This window comes from Trichocoleus sp. ST-U2 (genome assembly GCF_039961875.1).
Classification (GTDB): Bacteria; Cyanobacteriota; Cyanobacteriia; order Cyanobacteriales; family FACHB-T130; genus FACHB-T130.
The window spans coordinates 66,539-89,806 of sequence record NZ_JAMPJY010000022.1 but is presented as its reverse complement, the minus strand read 5'-3'; the positions used below and the strand labels follow the sequence as shown (position 1 = coordinate 89,806).

Below are 23,268 nucleotides of genomic sequence, written 5' to 3'. Positions count from 1 at the left end.
GCACTGAAAATACTCTTTTTTGGAGAAGGGTGAAAGAATTTTATAGCGTTTCTCAGTTGGGTGGAATATATTGCAGTTCTGACGTTTCCCCCACCTTGGTAGGGAGATGGCAATGCCATGTCCCTACAGAATGTATCGCACCCAAGCGAGAATTGCTATACAACTAATCTTTAGTGGCTGCACAGTGAATAGAGTTTTTCACTGAGTAAATTTTCCCGAAAGCGGACGTTTAGTTTTTGATTTTTTAACACTAAACTACCAGCAAAAACCTTAGTAAAGAGGAATTAACATGGCACTTATCAACGGCACTCCTGGAAACGACCCTAATTTGAAGGGAGGCACAGAAAATGACACCATCAATGGTTTTGCCGGAAACGATAACCTCTATGGCGGCAATGGCATGGATACCCTCAACGGAGGAGAAGGCAATGACACCTTAGTTGGAGGTGCTGGCTTTGACATTCTTACGGGCGATCTTGGGGGTGATATCTTTGTATTTAAAGGAGTTAGTTCACATGGAGCTATCCCAGGCGTTGGTTACTACGTTCAGAGTGCTGATGGTTATGACATCATTAAAGACTTCAATCCAGCTCAGGATGCTATCAAAGAATATGTTCCTGCTCCTAAGGTGCCGCCTGGTAGTGATAGCCCTCCTGACAAGTTGAAACACGTTACAGGCGCACCCATCATGCCTCCACCTGAGGTTCTTGGCGCTTTGAAAAATAGAGGCACAGTCAGTACATTTCCAGCGCTTGACACTGGTGATTTTTTGAGCGATCGCATAAGTTATGTAAATCAATTTGAGTCGGGATTTAACCCGATTTTTACACAATCGCTGCTGTTTTAAATTTCCGAACTTTAAGCGCTAGATATGACCCAGGCAAAATGCTTGTCTGTCACTGTTCTAGCGCTCAGATAAATCCGAGCAATAAAATTAAATTGTATTATCTAAGTGTTACCTAACTGAATAACATTTAAATGAGCTACCACAAATATATTTTACCAAAATAAGTGACTGGTAACAAGCTCACAAAATAGTTAACCTTATAAAGTAAGGGTTAAAAACTTGCCAATTAAGAGATTAGTTTCAATCAGTTCTCTGCCATTAGTCCAATTCCAGTAGCAAATTGTCACTCAATGCACTGAAAATACGCTTGGTTGGAGAAGCTTGAATGAATTTTATAGTGTTTTTCAGCCGGGGGGAATGTATCGCGGTGCTGACGTTTTCGCCGCCTTGGTAGGAATATGGCAATGTCATATCTCTACAGATGTATCGCATCCAAACCTTGAATTGCTATACAACTAATCTCGCATTTAGCGGCTGCACAGCGAATAGAGTTTTTAACTGAGTAATTTTCCACAAAAGCAGATGGTTAGCCTTGTGTTTTTTAACACTAAGCTAACAACAAAAACATTAATAAAGAGGAATTAACATGGCAATTATCAACGGTACTTCTGGAAATGACCCGAATTTAAAGGGGGGTGTAGAAAATGACACCATTACTGGTTTTGAAGGAAAAGATGACCTCTATGGAGGCAATGGCATTGACGATCTCATTGGTGGCGCTGGCAATGATACCTTAGTTGGAGGTGCTGGCTTTGACACTCTCACAGGCGGTGCTGGCAGCGATATTTTTGTATTTACCAACGTTATTGGCTGGGGCATACAGATGGGAGTTGGCTATTATGTCCAGAGTGCTGATGGTTTTGACATTATTAAAGACTTCAATCTATTTCAGGATGGCATCAAAAGTTATGTGCCTGCTACTCCTAACGTTCCTGCCCACTTTAAACATATTTTAGGTGCAATCCTTATTGTGCCACCTCTGGTTAGATTCGCTTTAGCAAATAGCAATTTAGTCAGCCAAACTGCAAATATTGACTTTAGTAGTTTGGTGAGCGATCGCGTAACTTTTGCAACTCAATTCGAGTCAAATTTGAACTTGAGCTTCATAGAATAGGCGCTATTGTAAATTTGGGTAAATTAGGGAGTGTTTAACGCTCAATTCTTCTTTTTAAGGTGTGTTAGGAAGAAGCGAAAACTTTCTAGACATCTTACAAGCTTTGTTGCAGTAAAATACCCAACTCAGTTCTTCACTTACCTGAATGGAGACAAATCCCGTGAACCCTAAACGCTGGCTCCAACAGACTTTGCAGTTGGGTCTGGTATGCTCGTTGGCGATAGTAGGGGCGCTTTTCAAAGTCAGTCGCGTATGTGCCCAAATCGTACCCGATGAAACCTTAGGAACGGAAAGTTCTGTAGTGGTACCTGTTGCTCCTGGCATTCCGGTTGAATTTATCTTTAGCGGTGCAACACGGGATTCCAACTTGTTTCATAGTTTTAAACAATTCGATATTGGAGAAATTGGAGCCGCCTATTTTCTTCCTCCTCCAGCGATTAAAAACATACTGAGTCGGGTGACAGGAGGGAGCCGTTGCGAGATTTTGGGGACGCTGGGGGTAATTGGCGATGCCAATCTATTTTTAATTAACCCCAATGGGATTCTCTTTGGCTCAAAGGCTTCTCTGGATATCGGTGGTTCGTTTGTAGCGACGACAGCGAATGCAATTGCGTTTGACACTCAGGGTTTTTTCAGTGCTTCTGCGCCGAATGTTCCCCCAGTTCTAACGGTCAATCCTTCGGCTTTTTTATTTAATCAAATTGCCCCTCAGCCGATTGTTATTCAATCTTCTGAGATAGGTTTACAAGTTCCTGATGGTCGGAGTTTGTTGTTAGTGGGTGGGGATATAGAGTTGCAAGCAGGGCAGTTAAAAGCTCCCGGCGGTAGCGTCGAGTTGGGAGGAGTGGCGCAAGCAGCAACTGTAGGGCTAAATGTTGATGGGAACAATCTGCATTTGAATTTTCCGGCAGGGGTGCAACTAGCAGATATTTCTTTAACAGAAAAAGCGGTCCTTGATACCAGTGGTGAGGGCAGCGGTGCTATCCAGCTTTCCGGCAAGCGGATTACGCTCACCGATGGCTCAAAAATTGAGGCGAACACCATCGGGTCAAATCTAGGGGGGACGATTACCGTAACCGCACAGGAGTCCCTCGAACTCTTAGCCGGAAGCCGCTTGTTAACGCAGACTATCGGGGATGGCGCGGCTGGAGACGTAACAATTGAAACTGGGCAGTTGATTGTCAAAGATGGGTCGCAGATAGGAAGTGTTACTTTTAGCACGGGTCAGGGGGGAACGTTAAGCGTATCTGCTGCAAAGTTTGTGGAATTGATTGGTACTTCAGCAGATGGGGTAGATGTTAGCGGCTTGTTTACTCAAACTGAAGGTGCTGGAGCCGCCGGAAACTTAACGCTGAAAACTGATCGGCTAACTCTCAAAGATGGGGCGCAGGTCTCAGTTTCTACGATTGATGCAGCAGGTCAGGGCGGAAAATTGAATGTTACCGCACAACAGTCCGTACAATTGATTGGCACCTCCGCAAAAGGAAATCCTAGCGGTTTGTTTGCAGCAACTCAAGGCGGCTCCGGAGCTGCTGGAGACTTGACCGTGAAAACCGGACAGTTGATTGCTCAGGATGGGGGACAGGTTTCTGCTTCTACTTTTGGCGGCGCGACAGGTAAAGGCGGAACGGTGAGCGTCACCGCAGATTCGATACAACTCATTGGAACGTCAGCAAATAGTCAGTTTAGAAGCGGCTTGTTGGTGGGGACAACAGGTAGCGCCGCCGCGGGAGACTTGACGGTTGAAACGGGACAGTTGACTGTCCAGAATGGAGCGCTGGTATCGGCGGGAACTTTAGGGGAGGGTCAGGGAGGAAAATTGACCATCACCGCTAAGAAGTCTGTGCAGTTGGTAGGAATATCGGCTCAGGGGCAAGCCAGCAGCTTGCTGACTCAAACATCAGGGGCTGGAACTGCGGGAGACTTAAAAATTACCACGGGGCAGTTAATTGTCCAAGATGGCGCTCAAGTCAATGTCAGCAGCCAAGGGACGGGAAATGCAGGCAATCTAGAAATCGAGGCAGGTTCAATTCTTTTAGACAACCAAGCCGCCCTGACTGCAACAACCAAATCGGGAAATGGCGGCAATATTACCCTACAGGTGCAGGATTTATTGCAGTTGCGCCACGGTAGTAGCATTTCCACCACCGCAGGCACCGATAAGGCAGGTGGAAACGGCGGCAATATGGACATCAATGCCAAATTCATTGTCGCCGTCCCTGAAGAAAATAGCGATATTACTGCGAATGCCTTTGAAGGTCGGGGAGGGAATATCAATATCACAACCTCTGGCATCTTTGGCACCCAGTTTCGCCCCCGCCTCACGCCAGAAAGTGATATCACGGCGAGTTCGGAATTTGGTGTAAATGGCGCAGTCAATATCAATACCTTGGATGTCGATCCCAGTCGCGGGTTAGCGACTTTACCCGCGGAGTTGGTTGATGCGTCTGGATTGGTGGCACAAACTTGTCCGACTGGTGGGGGGCTTGCACAAAGTGAATTAATCTTGACTGGGCGCGGTGGATTGCCGGACAATCCCAGCGAAACCCGAAGCAGCAGCGTCGTTTGGACAGATTGGCGAATTTCTCAAACAAGCCGTCCAAATCGGATCTCGCACGCTGCAAAAGCTTTCCCTCGCTCAACTGCGGTTGCCGAATCTCAGGCTCATTCCCCGGCGATACCTTTCGTGGAAGCGACTGGATGGGGGAGAAATCATCAAGGTGAAGTCGTGCTGATGGCTGCTGTTTCTTCTTCCCCTAAGAGTTTAGCGTTAGCGTCCCAGTGTCCTCGCTAATATTGCGATCGCGTCTTGATGATTCAGTGTTAGCAAGTTAGTTCAACTTTTATGGAAAAAGGTTAAACGTGAGCATCTAAATGGGTAGGCTGTGTTAGGCTATTGCGTGAATATACGGAAACCTTACCGTCAAGGTAATGCTAGCCAAGCGTGTTAATTCGCAGAGTGCTTCGATCGCTGCATTGCCACCCTTGTTGGATAAGAAGCGCGATCGCGCTGGGTACGATCGCCGCTGGGAGCGATCGCGCGATCGCCCAAAATATCACCCTTGATGGCAGCCTCGGCTTGGTAAAAACCTTAACGGGTCCTAATTACGTTATTCCTCAATCAGCGGGTCAAACCGTCGGCAGTAATCTGTTCCACAGCTTTGGAAAATTTAGCCTCAACGCAGGCGAGGTAGCGGGTTTTAGCAGCGCCGCCAATATCCAGAATATTCTGTCCCGCGTTACAGGGGGTTCTCCCTCCTTGATTAACGGCTCAATTTTTACCGATCAGCCGGTCAACTTCTTCTTGATCAATCCCAGTGGCATTCACTTCGGGTCAAAGGCTCAACTCAATGTCGGCAGCACCACCAGAGGCTCTTTTGTTGCCACCACGCTGGATGCTTTGGTGTGGGCGGATGGTAGTCAGTTTAGCGCCACCAATCCAGAAGGAGCGAGTAGCTTACTGACGATGGTTGGCGATCCGAGTGGGTTCATCTCTTCACAACTGCCGAAACCAATCGTGGGTTCTGCTAGCACCCTGAAAGTCGCAGAAAATCAGACTTTGTTGTTATTAGGCGGTGATGTGAGTTGGAAGGGCGGGCTTTTACAAGCGCGGAGTGGTCGAGTCGAGTTGGCAGGAGTCGCAGAACCAGGAACCGTAAAGCTGAATGTCGAAGGCAATCGTTGGCGCTTGAAATTTCTAGATAGCGTCGTCCATGCAGATATATCCCTCACGAATCAAGCCGTAATTGATGTCAATGGTCAAGGTAGCGGGGCGATCCAGCTTTCCGGCAGACAGGTGACATTCAGCGATGAATCAAAAGTGTCTGCAAATACCCTGGGGAATCGAAATGGACAAGGAATTTTTATCCAAGCTGTGCGGCTGATCGTTCAAGGGGGTTCTCAGGTATCTGCAACAACCACCGGCAAGGGGAAAGGAGGGATTATCGACATCAATGTCTCTGATTCGGTAGAACTGATCGGCACCTCAGCGGATGGTCAAAAACCCAGCAAACTCGCCAGTGATGTTAAAGATGCAGGGGGAGATGCGGGAAACGTGACAATTACGACCCGGCAATTGCTAGTTCGGGATGGGGCGCGGATATCAGCGAGTGGTTCCGGAACGGGGCAGGGAGGAAGTATCAACGTCTATGCCACCGATCGGGTGGAACTGAGTGGCACCGCACCGAGCGATCGCCGTCCCAGTGGATTGTCGGTTCAAACTTCTAGAGGCAATGGGAAAGCTGGAAACTTAACGATTACCACTCGGAAATTGACGATCCGAAATGGGGCAGAAGTCTCTGCGGCTACTTTTGGGGCAGGTTTCGGGGGAAATGTGGAGGTGAATGCCTCTGAGTTGGTAGAACTGATTGGGACTTCAGGGAATGGAAAGCTTCGCAGCAGATTATTTGCTGGCACCGGCAACCCCGCCGATGTCATCCGAGACGGAGATGGTTCCCCCTCCGATAGCAGTAATCTTCCGGCATTTTCGACCGGAGATGGGGGAAGTCTGACGGTTAAAACTCAGTGGTTAACGGTTCGGGATCGGGGACAAATCTCTGTGGGCAGTCAAGGGTTAGGAAAAGCTGGCGAACTCGAAATTGACTCTGGCTCTATCCTGCTAGACAATGGGGCGACCCTCAACGCCCAAACTGTATCCGGTGACGGCGGGAATATTCGATTGCGAGTGCAAGACTTATTATTGCTGCGCCGCAATAGTAACCTTTCCACCACCGCAGGCACTGCAAAAGCAGGTGGAGATGGCGGGAATCTGGACATCAATGCCAAATTCATCGTCGCTGTCCCGACTGAAAATAGCGATATTACCGCCAATGCCTTCCAAGGTCGGGGAGGGAATATCAACATCTCCACTTCTGGTATCTTTGGTAGCCAGTTGCGATCGCGCCCAACCTCCCAAAGTGACATCACGGCGAGTTCGGAATTTGGAGTCGATGGTACCGTACAAATTAATACTTTGGATGTCGATCCCAGTCGCGGGTTAGCGACTTTACCAGCCGAATTGGTCGATGCTTCTGGATTGATAGCACAAACTTGTCCGGCGAGTGGCAGCAACGTCGCGAGTTCTTTCACCGTGACGGGAAGCGGAGGGTTGCCGGACAATCCTAGCGAAACCCGAAGCAGCAGTGCCGTTTGGACAGATTGGCGTCAGGTTGCACCAGCTTCCACTCACTCCCAAAAGGATGTTGCCATACAGTCAAACTTGACAAAAGAGCCGGTAGAAGCACAAGGTTGGGTGAAAAACGATAAAGGCGAAGTTGTTCTCACCGCTGCTGTTCCGTACTCCTCTCTTCATTCCGGGCTAACAACCGCTAAGTGCTATGTGCCGTAATCTTTCTGGGGGCGATCGCTTATTGTTGCTTCGGCTAAGTTTAGCCATACTGAGTATCTGCTTGACGGCGCAAGCAGCGCAATCGCTTCCGGAAACGATTGACTCGGCTCAAGTTCCTCAACTCCCTCCGCCACAAGACATCATTCAACCGCTACCTCCCTCCCCTTCGCCGCTTCCGTCCCCGGAAACGCCTGCGCCACTACCGCCGCCAGAAGACTTACTCCAGTCCCCCACCCAGCCTTCCCCAGACGAGGAGACACCGGGGGAGACGGTTCCTGGCAACATTACGGTGGAAAAGTTTGAATTCATCGGCAATACAGCTTTCAGTTCCGAAAAGCTAGCGGAAATTACCAAGCCGTTTACCAATCGACCAATTTCTTTTGCCGAACTGCTGCAAGCTCGAACTGCTGTCACCGAGTTTTACGTCAACCAAGGGTATATTACGTCAGGTGCCCTGATTCCCGCCAACCAAACGATTCAGGGAGGCGTCGTCACCATTCAGGTCGTCGAAGGCGGCTTAGAAGACATTAAAATTAGCGGCACGCGACGGTTAAATTCCAACTACGTGCGATCGCGTTTGGCTGTCGCCACCTCAAAGCCGCTCAATCGAGAGCGTCTCTTAGAAGCATTACAACTGCTGCAACTCAATCCGCTGATTGCCAATTTATCCGCGGAACTCTCTGCTGGAACCCGTCCGGGATTCAGTTTGCTGGAGGTTCGGATAACAGAGGCGAAGACCTTTAGCACCCAAATCGGCATCGATAACGGTCGTTCTCCCAGTGTGGGCAGCTTCCGACGCCGATTGCAAGTGAATGAAGCGAATTTATTCGGTTTGGGAGATGGTTTAAGCCTTGCCTACAGCAATACGGATGGCAGCGATAGCTTCGATACTTCTTACACACTGCCGATTAATCCTTACAATGGCACGTTCAGCGTCAGCTACGGCACCACATCCAGCGATGTGATTGAGCCACCCTTCGACCGACTCGATATTTATGCCGCCTCGCGCTACTATGAATTGACGCTGCGCCAGCCAATTGTTCAAACCCCCACCCAACAATTCACCGTCGGTTTAACAGCATCTCGGCGGGAAAGCGAAACGTCTTTGCTAGAGATTCCGTTTCCCCTATCGGCGGGTGCTGATGACGAGGGACGCACCCGGATATCCGCCTTGCGATTTTTTCAGGAGTGGACGCAAACCGGCACGCGACAAGTCATTGCCTTGCGATCGCAATTTAATATCGGACTCGGTGCCTTTGATGCCACTCTCAACGAATCTGGTCCCGATAGTCGCTTTTATTCATGGCAAGGGCAAGCCCAGTGGGTACGTCTCCTCGCGCCAGAAACGTTGCTATTGGTGCGTGGCAACGTGCAACTAGCAGATAGAACGCTAGTCCCTTTAGAACAATTTGGTTTAGGCGGCTTAGAAAGCATTCGGGGTTATCGTCAGGATGCTCTGCTGACGGATAACGGCGTCTTGCTAAGTGCAGAACTTCAGTACCCGGTGCTGCGCGTCCCCCAAGTGCAGGGTGTTCTCCAAATCATTCCGTTCGTCGATTTTGGCACCGCCTGGAACAGTTCGGGCAGAGAAGATCCTGAACCCAATAGACTTTTATCGGTTGGGTTAGGATTGCAGTGGCGGCAATCACCACGCTTCAGCGCCCGCTTGGACTGGGGAATTCCTTTAGTGAATCTCTCTTCGAGGGAAAGAACATGGCAAGAAAACGGTCTGTACTTTTCCGTGCAGTACAATCTTTTCTAAAATACGGGCTTTTCGGATTAACGTTGACCCTTTTGCTTTTCTGGGGTCAAAAGGTACACTCTCATTCGCTGCTGTTGGATACCTCTCCCCCAACCCCTCTCCTACTAGGAGAGGGACAAAGAGCGATTCCCCCATCCCTTGTAGGGAAGGGGGTTAGGGGATTAGGTTTCCCCGATTCGAGAAGCATTGCATTAGACGTTACCGAACGAACCAATCCAACTCAAGTACAACAGGGACGAGAATTTTATGAAACTGGGCAGTTTGTTGAGGCGGTAAGGATTTGGCAACAAGCGGCAAAAACTTTTCAAACGCAAGGAGATATCCTCAATCAAGCTTCTACGTTGAGCTTCCTGTCGTTAGCTTACCAACAACTCGGACAGTGGACAGAGGCAACGGAAGCGATCGCAAACAGTCTGAAACTATTAGAAGCGAGAAATCCCAACAAAGACCACTTGCCCGTTCTCGCCCAAGCTTTCAACATCCAAGGGCAGCTGCAATTGGCACTCGGACAAGCGGAACAAGCTTTAACGACTTGGGAACAAGCGGCGGCTATTTATACGCAAGCAGGCGATAAGGCGGGAATTACAGGTAGCTTAATTAACCAAAGCTTAGCGCTGCAATCTTTAGGGCGTTATCGTCAAGCGGCGAAGGCGTTAACTCAGGTAGAGGAGACGCTGGCGAATCAACCCAATCCGATGAAAGCGATCGCTCTGAGTTCTTTCGGTAACACCCTCCGCGTCGTTGGCGATTTAGAGAAGTCCCGGCAGGTTTTGCAGCAAAGTTTGGATGTCGCCCAGCAACTCAAGTCTCCCCCAGATATCAGTGCAGCGTTCCTGGGTTTAGGAAATACCGCGCGATCGCAACAGGATACGGAAGCGGCTTTAAAGTTTTATCAACAAGCTGAATCAACCGCCCCTTCCCCAATGACCCGCAACCAAGCCAAACTCAATCAGTTGAGTTTGTTGGTGGAAACGAAGCAATTGAGCGCTGCCAAGGCTTTAGGTTCCCAAATGCAAGCGGAAATTGCGAGTTTCCCCCCCAGTCGAACAGCAGTTTATGCCAAGATTAATTTTGCCCAAAGTTTGACGCGACTCAAACAAGCTGACACGGCAAATACTTCCTCCTGGACAGAAATCGGTCAGGTGTTGGCAAATGCGGTTCAACAAGCTAAAAGTATCCAAGATATCCGGGCAGAAGCTTATGCCCTAGGACATCTGGGTGGACTATACGAACAAACTCAGCAATTGCAGAATGCCCAAGACTTGACTCGGCAAGCGTTACTTCTTGCCCAATCAATTAACGCCTCAGATATTTCCTATCGCTGGCAATGGCAATTAGGACGCTTATTGAAAGCGCAGGGAAAAACCAAAGATGCGATCGCTGCTTACACGGAAGCGGTGAATATTCTCCAATCTCTCCGCAGCGATTTAGTTACCATTAATCCTGACGTTCAGTTTTCTTTTCGAGAAGAAGTTGAGCCTATCTATCGGCAACTTGTCGAATTGCTATTGCAAACAGAGGAAACTTCAAAGCCGAGTCAAGACAATCTCAAACTAGCCCGTAACACGATTGAATCGCTGCAACTTGCTGAACTCGATAATTTCTTTCGCACCGCTTGTTTGCAAGGCAAAACAGTCCAAATCGACCAAGTCATCGATAAAGACGATCCGACCGCCGCAGTCATCTATCCGATTATTTTGGCAGACCGATTAGAAGTCATTCTCAAGTTACCTCAACAACCGCTACGCCACTACAAAACTGATATCAACCAGAGTGAAGTAGAAAGAATTGTCGGAGACTTGCGAAAGCAACTGACTAAACCTTACACGCTGAAAGAAACTCAAGCTTTATCCAAGCAAGTCTATGATTGGCTGATTTTACCTGCATCCCAGGATCTCGCGAGCAACATTAAAACTTTGGTATTTGTCCTCGATGGTTCCTTGCGAAATATCCCGATGGCTGCACTCTACGACGGTCAACAATACCTGGTTCAAAAGTATGGCGTCGCATTAACACCAGGCTTGCAGTTACTGGGTTCCAAATCTTTAGAACGAGGAAAAATTAAAGCTTTAACTGCCGGACTCACCGAATCTCGCCAAGGCTTTGCGGCGCTTAACAATGTGACGCTGGAATTAAATCAGATTAAATCTGTAGTGCCCACTACGGTACTGCTCGATCGGGAATTTACCAGTACCGCTTTCCAAAAAGAAATGAATGCGGTTTCCTTCCCAGTCGTACATCTTGCCACTCACGGTCAATTCAGTTCTAAAGCTGAGGAGACATTTATTCTGACTTGGGATAATCGGATTAATGTCACTCAGTTGGATAATTTACTCCGAATTAGAGATACGAACCGACCAACTGCGATCGAATTACTCGTCCTCAGTGCTTGCCAAACCGCTACCGGGGACAAACGGGCGGCTTTAGGACTGGCTGGGGTTGCGGTACGCGCTGGGGCGCGGAGTACCCTCGCGTCTCTATGGTCGCTGGACGATGAGAGTAGCGCCCTTCTGATGAGTCAGTTTTATCAAGAGTTAACCAATACCAAGGAGACGAAAGCGGAAGCACTCCGGTTTGCCCAGATGTCTCTGTTGCAGAATCCGCGATACCAGCATCCCCGTTACTGGGCACCCTACGTGCTAGTGGGGAATTGGCTATAGTGGTGGGAAGATTTCAAATCTATAGCAATATCTCGTTTGAATGCAGTGGGGAACTATCGGTAATTCACCGAAAAGTATTAAATTTCAAACAAGAACGCGCTTTTTAACCGGCGCATCTTCAAGCTGGCAGTAAGGGCGACTGTAGCAGAGGGGCGACTCTAGAGAGTGCTGAACTAAGAAGTCAGGATCGCTCATCACCTGCTCAGTTGCACCATCGTAGACGACCTGACCCTGACTCAAGACTACCGTGCGATCGCATAACTCCAAGGCTAAATCTAAGTCGTGGGTGGCAATCAGTTGCGTCAGCGGCAAGCTTTTTAACAACTCGATCAACTGGCGACGAGAACGGGGATCTAGCTGAGCCGAGGGTTCGTCAAATACCAACACTTGGGGGTTCATTGCCAGCACGCCTGCGATCGCAATCCGCTTCTTTTCGCCTCCAGATAAATTATCTGTATTCCTCTGTCCATAGCGTTCTGGATCGATATCCACCGCTGCCATCGCCTGAAGCACTCGTGCGGTAAGTTCCTTGTCTCGCAAGCCTTGATTCATCGGACCAAAGGCAACGTCTTCCCAAACTGTGGGCATAAATAACTGATTATCTGGATTCTGAAATACCAGCCCCACAAAATTCCGAATTTTTTGCAAATTCTCCTTTCTGACAGGCCATTCTCCAATGATGATTTCTCCCGCTTCGGGTAAGAGAATCCCATTCAGATGTAACTGCAAAGTGGACTTTCCCGAACCATTGGCTCCGATTAATGCCACTCGTTCCGTTGCTTTAATCGATAAATTAATTCCCCTGAGTGCATGAGTTCCATCAGGGTAGATATAGCTAAGATTTTCGATAAATATTGGATTATGGTGCATAGCAACAATTAAAAATTAAAAATTTTTAGAATAAATAAACCACTTGTCCCAGCAATGCCAAAATTACGGTTAAGGTTAAAGCCACAATGTCGCGGCGTCCGCCCGACGGCACCTTCTCGACAGGCGGTAGTCCTTGATAACCCCGCGACAGCATTGCCTGATAAACCCGCTCCCCCCGCTCATAGGTACGGATAAATAGCGTTCCCATCATGTTGCCAATCACCTGACGTTGCCAGTGGTTGCTGCCCATCAAGTTGCGAGAGGCTGCTGCCCGACGCATGGCGTTAACTTCCCCAATCAGGACGCTAATGTAGCGATACATGGATGCCAGAATCGCCACCAACAGCGGTGGGGTTCGCAAGGCGACTAATCCATTCAGTAGCGCCGAAACAGAAGTGGTTAAAGTCAGCACATTTAGCATCATCAGCGATAGCAGCGCCTTGAGGGTCACGCTACCCAAGACCGTTAGCCCAACGGTGGTAATCCGTAGCACTCCCCAAGACCACAGCACCTCGCCGCCGTCCCGAAACAAAGTGCCCAGCAGCACAACGCCAATAAAAGCAAACTCAACGGCGATTCGCTTCAGCAGGATGCTCCAAGTGACTCGACTCAGCAGGACGACACCTAGCACGCCTAACCCATAGATTGCCCAAGTCCACCAGCGTCCGTTTGGCGTCAGGGCGATCGCAAATACAAGCAGTAGCGTACACAGGATTCGAGTCCGGGGTGCTAATGAGTGCCAGGGAGTTTTGCGATCGCTATCAGCATCTAGTTGAACGGCAATAATGTGCAGCAGCATTCGCTTTACGCTTTAGTTCTTATCTATCCAGGGGGCCATCTGGATTATCTGAGGACGAGGGGACTTCATAGTCTGAGGAAGATGAAACAGAATTGCGAACCACCAACTTCCCAATCCCCCAAGCCAAACCAAATGTTGTTAAGGTTCCAATCAAACCGGCTAAGGGTGTGGCGAGTCCTTCTGGTACGCCTCTGAGGGCATATTCTTCAAAAACAGCGTAAAAGGGGAGTTTTTGGGCGGGTGCTTCTTCGGCTGCTTTATCCTCAAACTTTAGATCCTGAGAAACTCGGTCTAATCCGTCTGGATCTGAGCTAGCGAATGGAGACAAAAAAATTGCAATCAGCAGGGCAACACCCAATCCAGTGATGACAAAAGCCCGGTTGCGTTCCCGCGAGAGGTTGCTACTCATAAACGTTTAATCCCTTCCCTATATAACTAGATGCACGCAGTGCTTAACGCTGTGACAACGAACGAGATGCAGTGGAAACAGCTCGGCGGGGTGGATCGAACAACAGATCGGGACGCGATCGCCATACATAACTCACTGCTACGACGGTAATCAGTGATTCTCCAATGCCGATTAGGACGTGCCAAAATGCCATTGCCCCTACGGCTACCCCAAAGGGCACTGTTCCGGACAAAGCTAGTTGTACTGCTGTCAAAATTGAGGCAATAAACACGCTTGCCCAAGCTGCAATTGCCGTACCCACTAACATTCCCCGCCAGTTATCCCGTCCTAAGGCAAACCGAATTGTTTTGTAGAGGTAGTAACCCGCAAAGGTGCCAATGAGTCCCATATTGGTGATGTTGGCTCCTAGCACAGTCAGTCCACCATCTTGAAACAAGACTGCCTGGACGATGAAGACTGCCACCATGACGAGCGATCCCGCCCAGGGGCCAAGTAAAACTCCCGCGAGCGTCCCACCCAGCAGGTGCCCGGAGGTGCCCCCTGGAATTGGGAAATTAATCATTTGGGCGGCAAAAATAAAGGCTCCACACACACCCATCAGCGGGACTGCCCGTTCCTGGTAGTCAGCCTGCACTCGATTTAGAGCGAGTGCAATCAGTCCGATGGCGAGTACCCATGTCACGAGGCTAACGGGCAAGCTCAAGAAGCCATCTGGAATGTGCAAGGCTAACTGCGGCTGTATTATCCAGTGCAGTAAGCCAGAGGAGACAATACTAGGGAGCGGGGCTGTAATTATCATTAAAAATTGTCCTTTACTGCCAGATTATTTAATAAATCCAACCCTCTAATAAAACATAAATTTTTCAAAAAAAGCAATGCGATAGGGGGGCATTGAGGATTTTTAAGTTAATCATTGTATGGTGAAGAAATCTGTTACTTTTGGCATAATTTGAAGGAATACTCCTCCTCTCTAAGACTGAGATTCAGAAAATCTGCGATCGCAAGGTGTATAAGCGATCGCATCTGCGCGTCAGGACATTGCGAAATCAAAAAATGATGTTGCAGGGTAGCCCCTGCAACATCATTTCCCCAATTAATAACACTTAATTTGCCGAGCCGCTGCTGCTCAAAACGCGGATAAATTCCAGGGGTAAGCCGTCGGTATCGGCAATGAAAGCGACTTCGTAGACGCTTGAGCCGATCATTTGCTGCGTTGGCTCTAAAAGTACCTTCAGGGGAAAAAACTGCTCTGGAGAAGTCTGTGCTGCCTCATCAAAGCGTTCTTTTAAAGAATTTAACCAACTCGGCAAATCAGATGCGGTATCGGTGATATCAAAAGACAAATGGTAGTACCCGACGTAATGCTCATCTCCAAAAGCGTCAGGGGCGGGTTTCGGTTGCGGAATCTGGATTAATTCAATGCGTCCGAGACTCCCCTCCATCCAGCAGGCAAGGGTGATCCCGGCGGTGAAGCGTTCGCAGACAGTAAATCCCAGATGTTCGTAGAAAGCGATCGCGCGATGAATATTTGCGGTGCGGATCGAAACATGATGCATGATTTTTGTCCTTTGCGATCAGTCTTTAGCCCTTAGTGTTTAGTCTTTCGCGATCGTCTGCCAGTCTTTACCCAATTGACAATAACTAATCACAAATGACCAATGACTAATCACAAATGACTAATCACGAACGAAATTATTCAAACAACCGAAAATAAGGATATCTCACAGGGATACCCGGTTCTTTTTCCAAATCGAAATTAATCACTTCCCAGCAGGGTTCTTCTTCCGGTTCCGGGCTAAATTCCACTGGCAATCCGTACAGCCTGGGTTTCGGCGGATCTGACTGCCCCCGCCAAGGGGTGCTGCGTTCCAGATAAGCACTAATTAACTCCCGATAACGACTGGCAATAATGACTCGCGTCGCTCGGTAGCCTTGAGTATACAGCCGGTCTAGGGCTTCGTGAATCTCAAACCGAATCCCATCCGGATGGGTGTGCTGCCGGTACCATTCATCACTCCACCGACGCCAGTGACGCCCAGACTGTAAATGAATCAGTTCACCAGTCTTCGGATCTGCCTCAAAGGCACCATGACGCGGACACAGATAAGTATCCGTTAGCGTCAAGGCCGGAATCGTTTGGCGGCAATGGGGGCAGTGAATCTCCGGCCCAAAGATCGGGTACTGTAAGCCTGGATTCATCATGGAGTCTGTATCGGCATTCTATGTATCTGTCCAACGGTGCCAGTGGCTTTATTATATCTGTGTAGGTGAAGCTTCGCCCTCAGCATAAAGAGTGTGGTTATTTTGTAGAGTCACTGAGCGCATCGTGTGAGTAATTTAAACCCGTCCTTCGGTTCCGATAATTCTTATTGGCCTAGCCCCGATCTCTCCTTAGCTGCCTTTGTCGCCCCGAATGCTGTTGTCATGGGTTGGGTAAAGATTGGTGCAGGGGTCAGCATCTGGTTCGGGGCTGTGGTGCGAGGAGATGTGGAACGCATTGAAATTGGAGAACGGACAAATATTCAGGATGGGGCGATTTTGCACGGCGATCCCGGCAAGCCAACCATTGTGGAAGATCATGTAACCATCGGGCATCGCGCTGTGATTCATTCTGCTCATATTGAACGCGGTTGCCTGATTGGCATCGGCGCAGTGGTGCTAGATGGCGTGCGCGTGGGTGCTGGGAGTCTTATCGGTGCTGGCTGTGTGGTGACGAAGGATGTGCCCCCTTCGTCGCTGATGGTGGGGATGCCTGCCAAGCGGGTGCGCGAACTTTCTGAGGCTGAGACGGCAGAACTGCTCGAACACTCGAGGCGCTACGAGAAGTTGGCTTTGGTTCATGCAGGCAAGGGGACGGATCTGGGATTTACGACGCCCCATTGATGTCTGGGACAGTTGGGGAGTCCGGATAAGTCAAGGAATGTATCAAACTGTCCCCCGATGCCTAAAAATAAAATATGAGAATTGTTCAAAAATCTTTAAGCAATAAGAGAGGAAACTTCAATGGAGTTTGACTGGCGCGTGTTAATCGTTTTGCTGCCAATTATCGCAGCAGCAGGCTGGGCAGGGTTTAATATTCTTCCGTATGCTCTGAAACAAATTCAGGGTTTTCTCAACAGATCCTGAACGAGACGATACAAGTAATTAGCAGTAACCCCCTTGTTCCCCTTAGTCTGAGAGGATCGAGGGGGTTCTTGGTGGAGAAGACTGGGCAAGGAGTACGACCTAACCCTACCCCTGCCCCTCCCCGCTCTTCTTGGAGGGTTTCAATATTCTATTCTCCCCTTTCCGTGGAGGTCGAGGGGCTGGGGGTTGAGGTTCCGAGGGATTTTAGCTCCGAATGCTCCGCTGACGCGCCGCTTCGCGAACAGGAGATTGGCAAGCCGAATCGTTGAACGAAGAATATCCGCCCTATCAGTGCGGAGAATGTTATTTCAGAGACAAATCTTCTTGAGCGATCGCGGCACCAGCCGTCCACGGTTTCTTATTGTATTCAAAAGCGCCAATATCTGGTTGCTTCCCTACAAATCCATTGGTGTAAGGAGAAATGACCGCACCTTTATCTACAGCCGCAGAAGTAGCAGTGAGTTGATAGTCGTGGTTGCTTCTATTTACAAACTGTACATCGGGAACAGTGATTTGACCCGCCGCATCTTTTTCCATGACAATATTGTTTTCCACTGTCATCCCCCCTGCGGACTGGGTATCTTTAAATTCTTTAGCAATATTATTTTTGAGGATAGTGCCTTTCATATTAGATCGAGACGGTTCCCACCAAATCTCTCCATCTACAGTGTTGTTATACACTTGCCTATTTGTATTTAAACAGGGAGTGCCGTGACTGTTAATCGCAATCCCATGCTTGGGAATATTCCACAGAACATTGTGATGCACTACATAGTTAGAACTGTTGCCGTCTAAATAAATTCCCATGCTGCCAAAATAATGCAAACTGGGGTTGTATTCTGCTTGACTATCGTGAATTTTGTTATAGGCAATCTCAGTCCCTTTGCCATCATGTCCCCATGCCTGCACCGTACCTCCGTCGCTATTTTGCCGCCCCATATTAAACGCTTCGTTGTACATCACCTTGCCCTGCGTCAATTCATTGATATTGATCGCGCCTGGAGTTCCTAAATCAAATAGAGTGTTGTACATAATTGCATTGCCTGCGCCTTTAATATGGATGGCGCTGCTAGTACCGGAGTAATTTGTATCGTGGATAATAGAATTAGTAATTTTACTCGAATTGCCTTCGATTCTAATTCCCGATCCTGCCGCATACCTAATTTCGCTATTTTTTACTTCGTTATTATTTCCTCCCAATAAAATAGCTGGCGCTCCTTGGTCATACCAAAGATGGGGAATTACTGCAAAATTAGAACCATACAAAAGCTTGACTTGATTAATTGAAATATTAGAACTATTATTTGAGTGAATGCCTGCCGCGAAAATATTGATATTTTCTATGCTTATATTAGATTTACTATTAATCTCAAATGCCCATTGCCTTTTTTTTACTTCTACACGTTTGCTTGCAGGATTGCTTCCATCTATCGTCCATAAATATAAATTTCCCGAAGCATCTCTAAACCATTCTTTCGGTGCATCCAAAGCTTCATACTTCCCCCAGATATAGTAGTAATTACCCGCTTTTGGAGCATAGCCTAGAGAGTTTGCATAATATTGATAGTCGCTAAAATTAATAGTTTTAGGGGTGTGACTGGTAATCGTGCTGGTATGGGGTGCCCAATTTGGACCAGGAACGTGATTGACTTTGGCGTTATTCCAAAAACCAGTAGGAAAGTCACTTAAAGCTTCATCTAAAATTGTGCCGCCGACTCGTGAATTGTCAGCAGCATTTGGGTTGTTAATTGAACCACCATCAGCGATCGCTTTGTCTTTACTGGTAATTTGTGCTGGGTTTTTGTTAATATTAGGCCATCTAGCCTCGACCATCATTTCATCATTTACAAAAACCTGGTTATTCCCTTCACCTAAATTCCAGTTCATCGTTGCTTTATAGACTTTTCCACTGGGGTGATTGTGCAGAGTCCAATTAGAAATCGGGTCTGCACCGCTAATTGTTACTTGTTCGTTTTGATAAGCTTTAAAAATAATGGGTTTTCCCGCAGTTCCAGAATTAGCGGGGATAACAGTTTCTCGATAAATCCCGCCTTGAATCAAACAGGTATATCCAGCCGTCGCTACACTGGCACACTTTTGAATATTTTGAAAGGGTTTAGACAAAGTTCCTGAATTAGAATCTGCGCCGGAGGGCGATACATAGTAAACTTTTGAGTCTTGTGCAGAGACTGAACCAGGTAAGTTTACTTTGCTACTTATCAAAACTAGGCAGAATACTGTAACAAAAATTGAAAATAACTTCCCAGCAATACGAAAGTTTTTATTTAAATAATTCATCTTTAAAATACCATATATGGTTTAATAGTTCAAGGTGTTTTTAATCCAAAATTGTATCAATTTTGGATTAAAAATTTAGGTAAAAAGCCAGAAAAAAGCAAAATGAACTTATCTCCTTTCTCCCGATAATCGGCTACTAAAAGTGCTTAAATAAACGATTCAGAATAGAGCCTAGTATGCGGTACATCATAGCCCTCTGGAGCTTTACTGAAATCCGTAAAAATTCGGACGAGCAAAAAACTTCAGCGTCTCCGGAACGAGAATTTACTGAAGGGTTTTTCTCGCTCATTGAAAGTTGGTGGACGCGGTAGCGAAGCGGTGTTGCTCTTAGAAAACCGCTCTATTGCAATCATTAGCGAATTGTTAGCGTTGAGGGTAAGGGCGGGTGATAACTGCCTGTACAGCACGTCATCTGTCAACAGGGACATTTTCAACCCGCCCACGGAAGTCGGCTCTCCCTAAGCTAAAACCTTACTTAGAGGTTCGTCTCCCTACAAGGTTGCAGCTACCCGTTGAGTTTACTTAAAGGGTTCTAGCTGATCGGCACGTAACCAGACATTTGGTGCTGGCACCTGACCAAATTTGACGAGTGCGTAGTCACCCCGCAATTGTACAACTTCACCCTTGGTTTCAAATATGTAGGAAGGGAAGCGCGAGTCGCTAGCTTGCGCTTCCACACTGTTTTCTAATTTTTCTCGCACAGCACGAACCAAATCGCCACTTTTGACTGCCATATTTTTGTTCTGCCCTTGTGTCTAGTTCATCACTATTTTAGTTTCTATGAGGGCGGGAAAATCATCTGAAAGCAAATTTACTTAGAGGATGCCTGAAAAAGTCCTAATTGAGACACTTAGATGGTGGAGATCCCCTTGAAAAGAAGGAATTTGAGCTGAATTATCCCCTTTCCAAGGCGAGATAAACAGATAATATCAACTTTTGATACTTTTCAAACATCGTCTAAACGCTCGCTCTTTCAAAGCCAGTTCACGAACGCGGACGTCTATTTGCTCTTTGCGGCTTGTGGTTCAATAACACCCCGAAGCTAGTTTCGTAAATCATTGAAAATTTTTGCACTAATCGAAATAAAATGAGCTAAGTTAATAAATATAGTAATACTAAATATAGAAGTAAATTTGGTTTGCAAGATTAAAAGTTTTTCTAACTAATTATTTTATTTCAAACTGAACCAAGTCATCTTGGATTATCTCAGTAATCAATAACACTCAAACAGGCAATTAGCAGCCAGTAGCCAGGAAAGGAGTAACTCGGTGAATAAGCCATTAAAACTGAAGTCCCGCATTTTGCTAGGATATTCTGTTCCAATTTTATTGGCAATGGGCGTGGCTGGAGTGGTGCATTACAACATTCACAAAGTCGCTAAAGTTGCGGAAGAGGTCAAATCCATACAAAACAATATTATACAAATAGATGAAATGATTCTTGGAATATCCGTAATGGTACGGAATACCAGAGGTCATGTGGTTTTCCCCAAGGAGAAAAGCTATGAGAAAACCTACGAAGAAGGAATTAAGTTATTTCGAGAAGCATCTAGATTTTTAGAGGGAGAGATTCAAGACCCTCAGCAACGAGAAAATTTGACTAAAATTATTGAGGCGGGTCAGGAAATTGATGAGGCGTCTAGAAAGATATTCAACTTGCTCGATAGCGGTAAGATTGCCGAGGCTGTTGAGTTAACGAAGTCTATACGAATGCTGGGAATTAATGACTGGCGTGAGGATATGCTTAAACAAGCAAATTATCAGTTAGCGGCACAAGCTAAACAACAAGATACTGCGATGTACTGGCTCACGATTGTAGTTTGGCTCGGTGCCGGATTATCCGCAATATTTGCTTTGGGAATTGGTTCGTTAATCGCTTCGCGCATCAGCCAGCAGATTAATGAGATCGTCGATGCGATCGCGCACTCTTCCAGAGCGATCGCTAGCACCGTTGAACAGCAAGAACGCATCGCTGTCTCTCAAGCCAGTTCGGTGAATCAAACCACGACAACGATGGATGAGTTGGGGACTTCTTCCCTGCAATCGGCGCAACAAGCCGCAGCAGCCTCTGCGGGAGCGCGTCAGGCTCTGATATTAGCAGAAGGGGGAACCGAAGCCGTGCAGCAAACTCTGGGAGGGATGGCGACGCTCAGCGAGAAGGTAGAAGCGATCGCAGCTCAAATTCTGCAATTGAACGAACAAACTCATCAAATTAGCAACATTACAAACTTGGTAAGCGATCTCGCGAACCAGACAAATATGCTAGCGCTGAATGCTGCTGTAGAGGCGGTTCGGGCTGGAGAACATGGTAAGGGATTTGCGGTGGTGGCGGGGGAAATTCGGAAACTCGCCGATCAAAGCAAGAAGTCAGCGCAAGAAATCAACACCCTCGTCGTTGACATCCAACGCGCGATTAATTCAACCGTAAAAGTGACAGCGGAGGGCACGAAGACGGTGGAAGCCGGGGTACAGTTCTCTCATCAAACTGCGGATGCCTTCACGGGGATGACGAACGCCATCAACCATGTAGTTACAAACAGCCAACAAATTGCCTTGAGTGCCCAACAACAAGCGATCGCGATTCAACAAGTCGTTGATGCCATGAACGTCCTCCACCAGGGAGCAAAAGAAACGGCAAGTGGAATCGGTCAAACCAAAGCGGGCACCCAAAACCTCAACGAAGCAGCCCTAAACCTGAAGTCAATTGTCTAATCGCCAATCGCGAATTGATAACTCCCTCCCCTCGGCACCCCTGCCCATCTGCATTTTATAGGGCTGACATTCTAGCGTTGACACTGGGGGCAAAAATGCGCGGAGCGTCCGGCTAATCTAATGCGCTCAATCGGTGTGCTACAAACTCGACAGGGGACACCCGTGCGGTTATAAACCCAGGCGACCCCGCCATAGTTGCCGTTAACGCCCTGCACGTTGAGAAAGTTACTAAAAGTCGTTCCCCCAGCCTCAATACTGGCTTGCAACACTTGAATAATTGCCCCTCTCAAACGCTCAATTTGCGCTAATTTTAGATCGGCACAAAGAGTTTTAGGTGGCACACCACTGAGAAACAACGCTTCATCGGCATAGATATTGCCGACTCCTGCCACTAGCGATTGATCCAGCAGGGCGGTTTTGATGGGACGGCGGCGATTTTGCAGCGCCAGCGCCAGGTAATCGACGGAAAACGCTGCGGAAAAGGGATCGGGGCCTAAAACCTGTAAACCAGTGATGATGCTTCCTGGCGGTGTTCCTGGCGGTACCCACCACATCTTGCCAAAGGTTCGCTGGTCAACAAAGCGCAACTCCTTCTCACTGGTCTTCTCACTGGTAAAGAACAGCCGCACTCGCGTATGTTTCTGGAGTGATTCCTGCGAGTCAAGCCACAGCAGCTGACCCGTCATCCGCAGGTGAACGCCCAACCAGGCAGATGAGGAGAGTTCTGCCAGCAGGTATTTACCACGCCGGTGCCACTGAGTAATAACTGAACCGGCAAGCCCAGCCAAAAAATCTACAGAGGAAAGGGGGTGGGCAATTGTGCGTTCAAGCAACACATCGCCACCCCATATTTCCTGATTCAGGGTCAATTTATTTAGACCCTGGCGAACTGTTTCAACTTCAGGCAGTTCTGGCACAACTTAACGTGAGTCAGTTCCCTGGTTGGGAGCGCCTTGTACGACTGAGCTACCTTCTCCAGACTCTGGGGCAGCGCTGGCCTTCCCATCAAGAACTCGGTTGCCCTGACCTGTTCTGCGAGTCCGCTCGTCGATGGTGGTTTGTTTGCCACCGGAAGCGGCAGTAGTGGGTTTCTTCCCTGCTGCCTTGGGTGCTTCAACCTCTACCACTTCGTTCATGGCAAAGTTGTTGGTATTAACGCCAGCGTAGTTGACATTATTGAAACGGACAATCACTGGGTATTTGATGCCGCTCTGGTCTATGGAAGCAACAGTCCCAGTATCCTGAAACCAGAAAGATTCTTTGCGGAGAATCTGAACTTTTGAACCACGTTGAACCATAAGTGTTTTTTCCCTTACGTCATTAAG

At 47.9% G+C, this 23,268-nt stretch carries 19 protein-coding genes; 9 read left to right on the top strand and 10 right to left on the bottom strand.

The genetic code is table 11. The features are described 5' to 3' along the window. Positions 1–289 precede the first annotated feature (289 nt). The 6 genes from NC996_RS16000 to NC996_RS15975 all read left to right on the top strand — a co-directional run bounded on the left by NC996_RS16000 (position 290) and on the right by NC996_RS15975 (position 11,730). Complete coding sequence (locus tag NC996_RS16000; protein ID WP_190534229.1) at positions 290–847, top strand: calcium-binding protein; 558 nt, start codon at positions 290–292, stop codon at positions 845–847. Between the two features lie 586 nt (positions 848–1,433). Further along, positions 1,434–1,961 carry a hypothetical protein gene (locus NC996_RS15995; protein ID WP_190534232.1) on the top strand — a complete coding sequence of 176 codons (528 nt, stop codon included), beginning with the start codon at positions 1,434–1,436 and terminating at the stop codon, positions 1,959–1,961. Between the two features lie 160 nt (positions 1,962–2,121). Further along, positions 2,122–4,755 carry an S-layer family protein gene (locus NC996_RS15990; protein ID WP_190534235.1) on the top strand — a complete coding sequence of 878 codons (2,634 nt, stop codon included), beginning with the start codon at positions 2,122–2,124 and terminating at the stop codon, positions 4,753–4,755. A 150-nt stretch (positions 4,756–4,905) separates the two neighbouring features. After that, positions 4,906–7,308 carry a filamentous hemagglutinin N-terminal domain-containing protein gene (locus NC996_RS15985; RefSeq protein WP_190534238.1) on the top strand — a complete coding sequence of 801 codons (2,403 nt, stop codon included), beginning with the start codon at positions 4,906–4,908 and terminating at the stop codon, positions 7,306–7,308. After that, positions 7,298–9,070: a ShlB/FhaC/HecB family hemolysin secretion/activation protein gene (locus NC996_RS15980; RefSeq protein WP_190684106.1), complete on the top strand. Its 1,773-nt coding sequence runs from the start codon at positions 7,298–7,300 to the stop codon at positions 9,068–9,070. The genes NC996_RS15985 and NC996_RS15980 overlap by 11 nt, the downstream gene beginning before the upstream one ends. Then, entirely contained in the window at positions 9,022–11,730 is a 2,709-nt protein-coding gene (locus tag NC996_RS15975) for a CHAT domain-containing protein (protein ID WP_190684104.1), read from the top strand. Before NC996_RS15980 ends, NC996_RS15975 begins: the two co-directional genes overlap by 49 nt. Before the next feature lie 84 nt (positions 11,731–11,814). On the opposite strand, the gene NC996_RS15970 is transcribed toward NC996_RS15975, so the two are convergent. The 6 genes from NC996_RS15970 to NC996_RS15945 form a co-directional block, all read right to left on the bottom strand. Further along, complete coding sequence (locus NC996_RS15970) at positions 11,815–12,600, bottom strand: ATP-binding cassette domain-containing protein (protein WP_190434952.1); 786 nt, start codon at positions 12,598–12,600, stop codon at positions 11,815–11,817. Positions 12,601–12,625: 25 nt separating this feature from the next. Then, positions 12,626–13,399 carry a cobalt ECF transporter T component CbiQ gene (cbiQ, locus tag NC996_RS15965; protein WP_190684100.1) on the bottom strand — a complete coding sequence of 258 codons (774 nt, stop codon included), beginning with the start codon at positions 13,397–13,399 and terminating at the stop codon, positions 12,626–12,628. A gap of 19 nt (positions 13,400–13,418) precedes the next feature. Beyond that, positions 13,419–13,808 carry a PDGLE domain-containing protein gene (locus tag NC996_RS15960; RefSeq protein WP_190529767.1) on the bottom strand — a complete coding sequence of 130 codons (390 nt, stop codon included), beginning with the start codon at positions 13,806–13,808 and terminating at the stop codon, positions 13,419–13,421. A 43-nt stretch (positions 13,809–13,851) separates the two neighbouring features. Continuing rightward, the gene (locus NC996_RS15955) at positions 13,852–14,607 is read right to left on the bottom strand and encodes an energy-coupling factor ABC transporter permease (protein ID WP_190434947.1); all 756 of its coding nucleotides are present in this window, start codon (positions 14,605–14,607) and stop codon (positions 13,852–13,854) included. 304 nt (positions 14,608–14,911) lie between these two features. Next, complete coding sequence (locus tag NC996_RS15950) at positions 14,912–15,364, bottom strand: VOC family protein (protein WP_190430292.1); 453 nt, start codon at positions 15,362–15,364, stop codon at positions 14,912–14,914. Positions 15,365–15,500: 136 nt separating this feature from the next. Then, entirely contained in the window at positions 15,501–16,010 is a 510-nt protein-coding gene (locus NC996_RS15945; RefSeq protein ID WP_190411032.1) for a TIGR02652 family protein, read from the bottom strand. 126 nt (positions 16,011–16,136) lie between these two features. Between NC996_RS15945 and NC996_RS15940 the strand changes: the two genes are divergently transcribed. Then, positions 16,137–16,691 (top strand): gamma carbonic anhydrase family protein, encoded by a 555-nt coding sequence (locus NC996_RS15940; RefSeq protein WP_190684097.1) that lies wholly within the window; start codon positions 16,137–16,139, stop codon positions 16,689–16,691. 120 nt (positions 16,692–16,811) lie between these two features. Continuing rightward, on the top strand, positions 16,812–16,934 hold the full coding sequence (locus NC996_RS15935) for a photosystem II protein Y (RefSeq protein WP_190411030.1): 123 nt from the start codon (positions 16,812–16,814) through the stop codon (positions 16,932–16,934). A gap of 303 nt (positions 16,935–17,237) precedes the next feature. On the opposite strand, the gene NC996_RS15930 is transcribed toward NC996_RS15935, so the two are convergent. Next, positions 17,238–19,058, bottom strand: coding sequence for a right-handed parallel beta-helix repeat-containing protein (locus NC996_RS15930; RefSeq protein ID WP_190684094.1), 1,821 nt, complete (start codon positions 19,056–19,058; stop codon positions 17,238–17,240). Positions 19,059–19,750: 692 nt separating this feature from the next. Next, positions 19,751–19,966: an NAD(P)H-quinone oxidoreductase subunit O gene (locus NC996_RS15925; protein ID WP_190411028.1), complete on the bottom strand. Its 216-nt coding sequence runs from the start codon at positions 19,964–19,966 to the stop codon at positions 19,751–19,753. Positions 19,967–20,500: 534 nt separating this feature from the next. On the opposite strand from NC996_RS15925, the gene NC996_RS15920 reads away from it, so the two are divergent. Continuing rightward, entirely contained in the window at positions 20,501–21,943 is a 1,443-nt protein-coding gene (locus NC996_RS15920) for a methyl-accepting chemotaxis protein (protein ID WP_339380248.1), read from the top strand. A gap of 71 nt (positions 21,944–22,014) precedes the next feature. Here the strand turns inward: NC996_RS15920 and NC996_RS15915 are convergent, their stop codons facing one another. Both NC996_RS15915 and NC996_RS15910 read right to left on the bottom strand, forming a co-directional pair. After that, positions 22,015–22,860, bottom strand: a complete 846-nt coding sequence (locus tag NC996_RS15915; RefSeq protein ID WP_190684091.1) for a DNA-formamidopyrimidine glycosylase — start codon at positions 22,858–22,860, stop codon at positions 22,015–22,017. Between the two features lie 3 nt (positions 22,861–22,863). Next, entirely contained in the window at positions 22,864–23,241 is a 378-nt protein-coding gene (locus NC996_RS15910; protein WP_190684087.1) for a photosystem I reaction center subunit IV, read from the bottom strand. Positions 23,242–23,268 lie beyond the last annotated feature (27 nt).

Coding starts and splice junctions, on each gene's coding strand:
- NC996_RS15995 (WP_190534232.1), top strand. CDS start 1,434: ATGGCAATTATCAACGGTACTTCTGGAAATGACCCGAATTTAAAGGGG.
- NC996_RS15980 (WP_190684106.1), top strand. CDS start 7,298: ATGTGCCGTAATCTTTCTGGGGGCGATCGCTTATTGTTGCTTCGGCTA.
- NC996_RS15960 (WP_190529767.1), bottom strand. CDS start 13,808: ATGAGTAGCAACCTCTCGCGGGAACGCAACCGGGCTTTTGTCATCACT.
- NC996_RS15910 (WP_190684087.1), bottom strand. CDS start 23,241: ATGGTTCAACGTGGTTCAAAAGTTCAGATTCTCCGCAAAGAATCTTTC.
- NC996_RS15970 (WP_190434952.1), bottom strand. CDS start 12,600: ATGCACCATAATCCAATATTTATCGAAAATCTTAGCTATATCTACCCT.
- NC996_RS15975 (WP_190684104.1), top strand. CDS start 9,022: ATGGCAAGAAAACGGTCTGTACTTTTCCGTGCAGTACAATCTTTTCTA.
- NC996_RS15925 (WP_190411028.1), bottom strand. CDS start 19,966: ATGGCAGTCAAAAGTGGCGATTTGGTTCGTGCTGTGCGAGAAAAATTA.
- cbiQ (WP_190684100.1), bottom strand. CDS start 13,399: ATGCTGCTGCACATTATTGCCGTTCAACTAGATGCTGATAGCGATCGC.
- NC996_RS15950 (WP_190430292.1), bottom strand. CDS start 15,364: ATGCATCATGTTTCGATCCGCACCGCAAATATTCATCGCGCGATCGCT.
- NC996_RS15935 (WP_190411030.1), top strand. CDS start 16,812: ATGGAGTTTGACTGGCGCGTGTTAATCGTTTTGCTGCCAATTATCGCA.
- NC996_RS15945 (WP_190411032.1), bottom strand. CDS start 16,010: ATGATGAATCCAGGCTTACAGTACCCGATCTTTGGGCCGGAGATTCAC.
- NC996_RS15955 (WP_190434947.1), bottom strand. CDS start 14,607: ATGATAATTACAGCCCCGCTCCCTAGTATTGTCTCCTCTGGCTTACTG.
- NC996_RS16000 (WP_190534229.1), top strand. CDS start 290: ATGGCACTTATCAACGGCACTCCTGGAAACGACCCTAATTTGAAGGGA.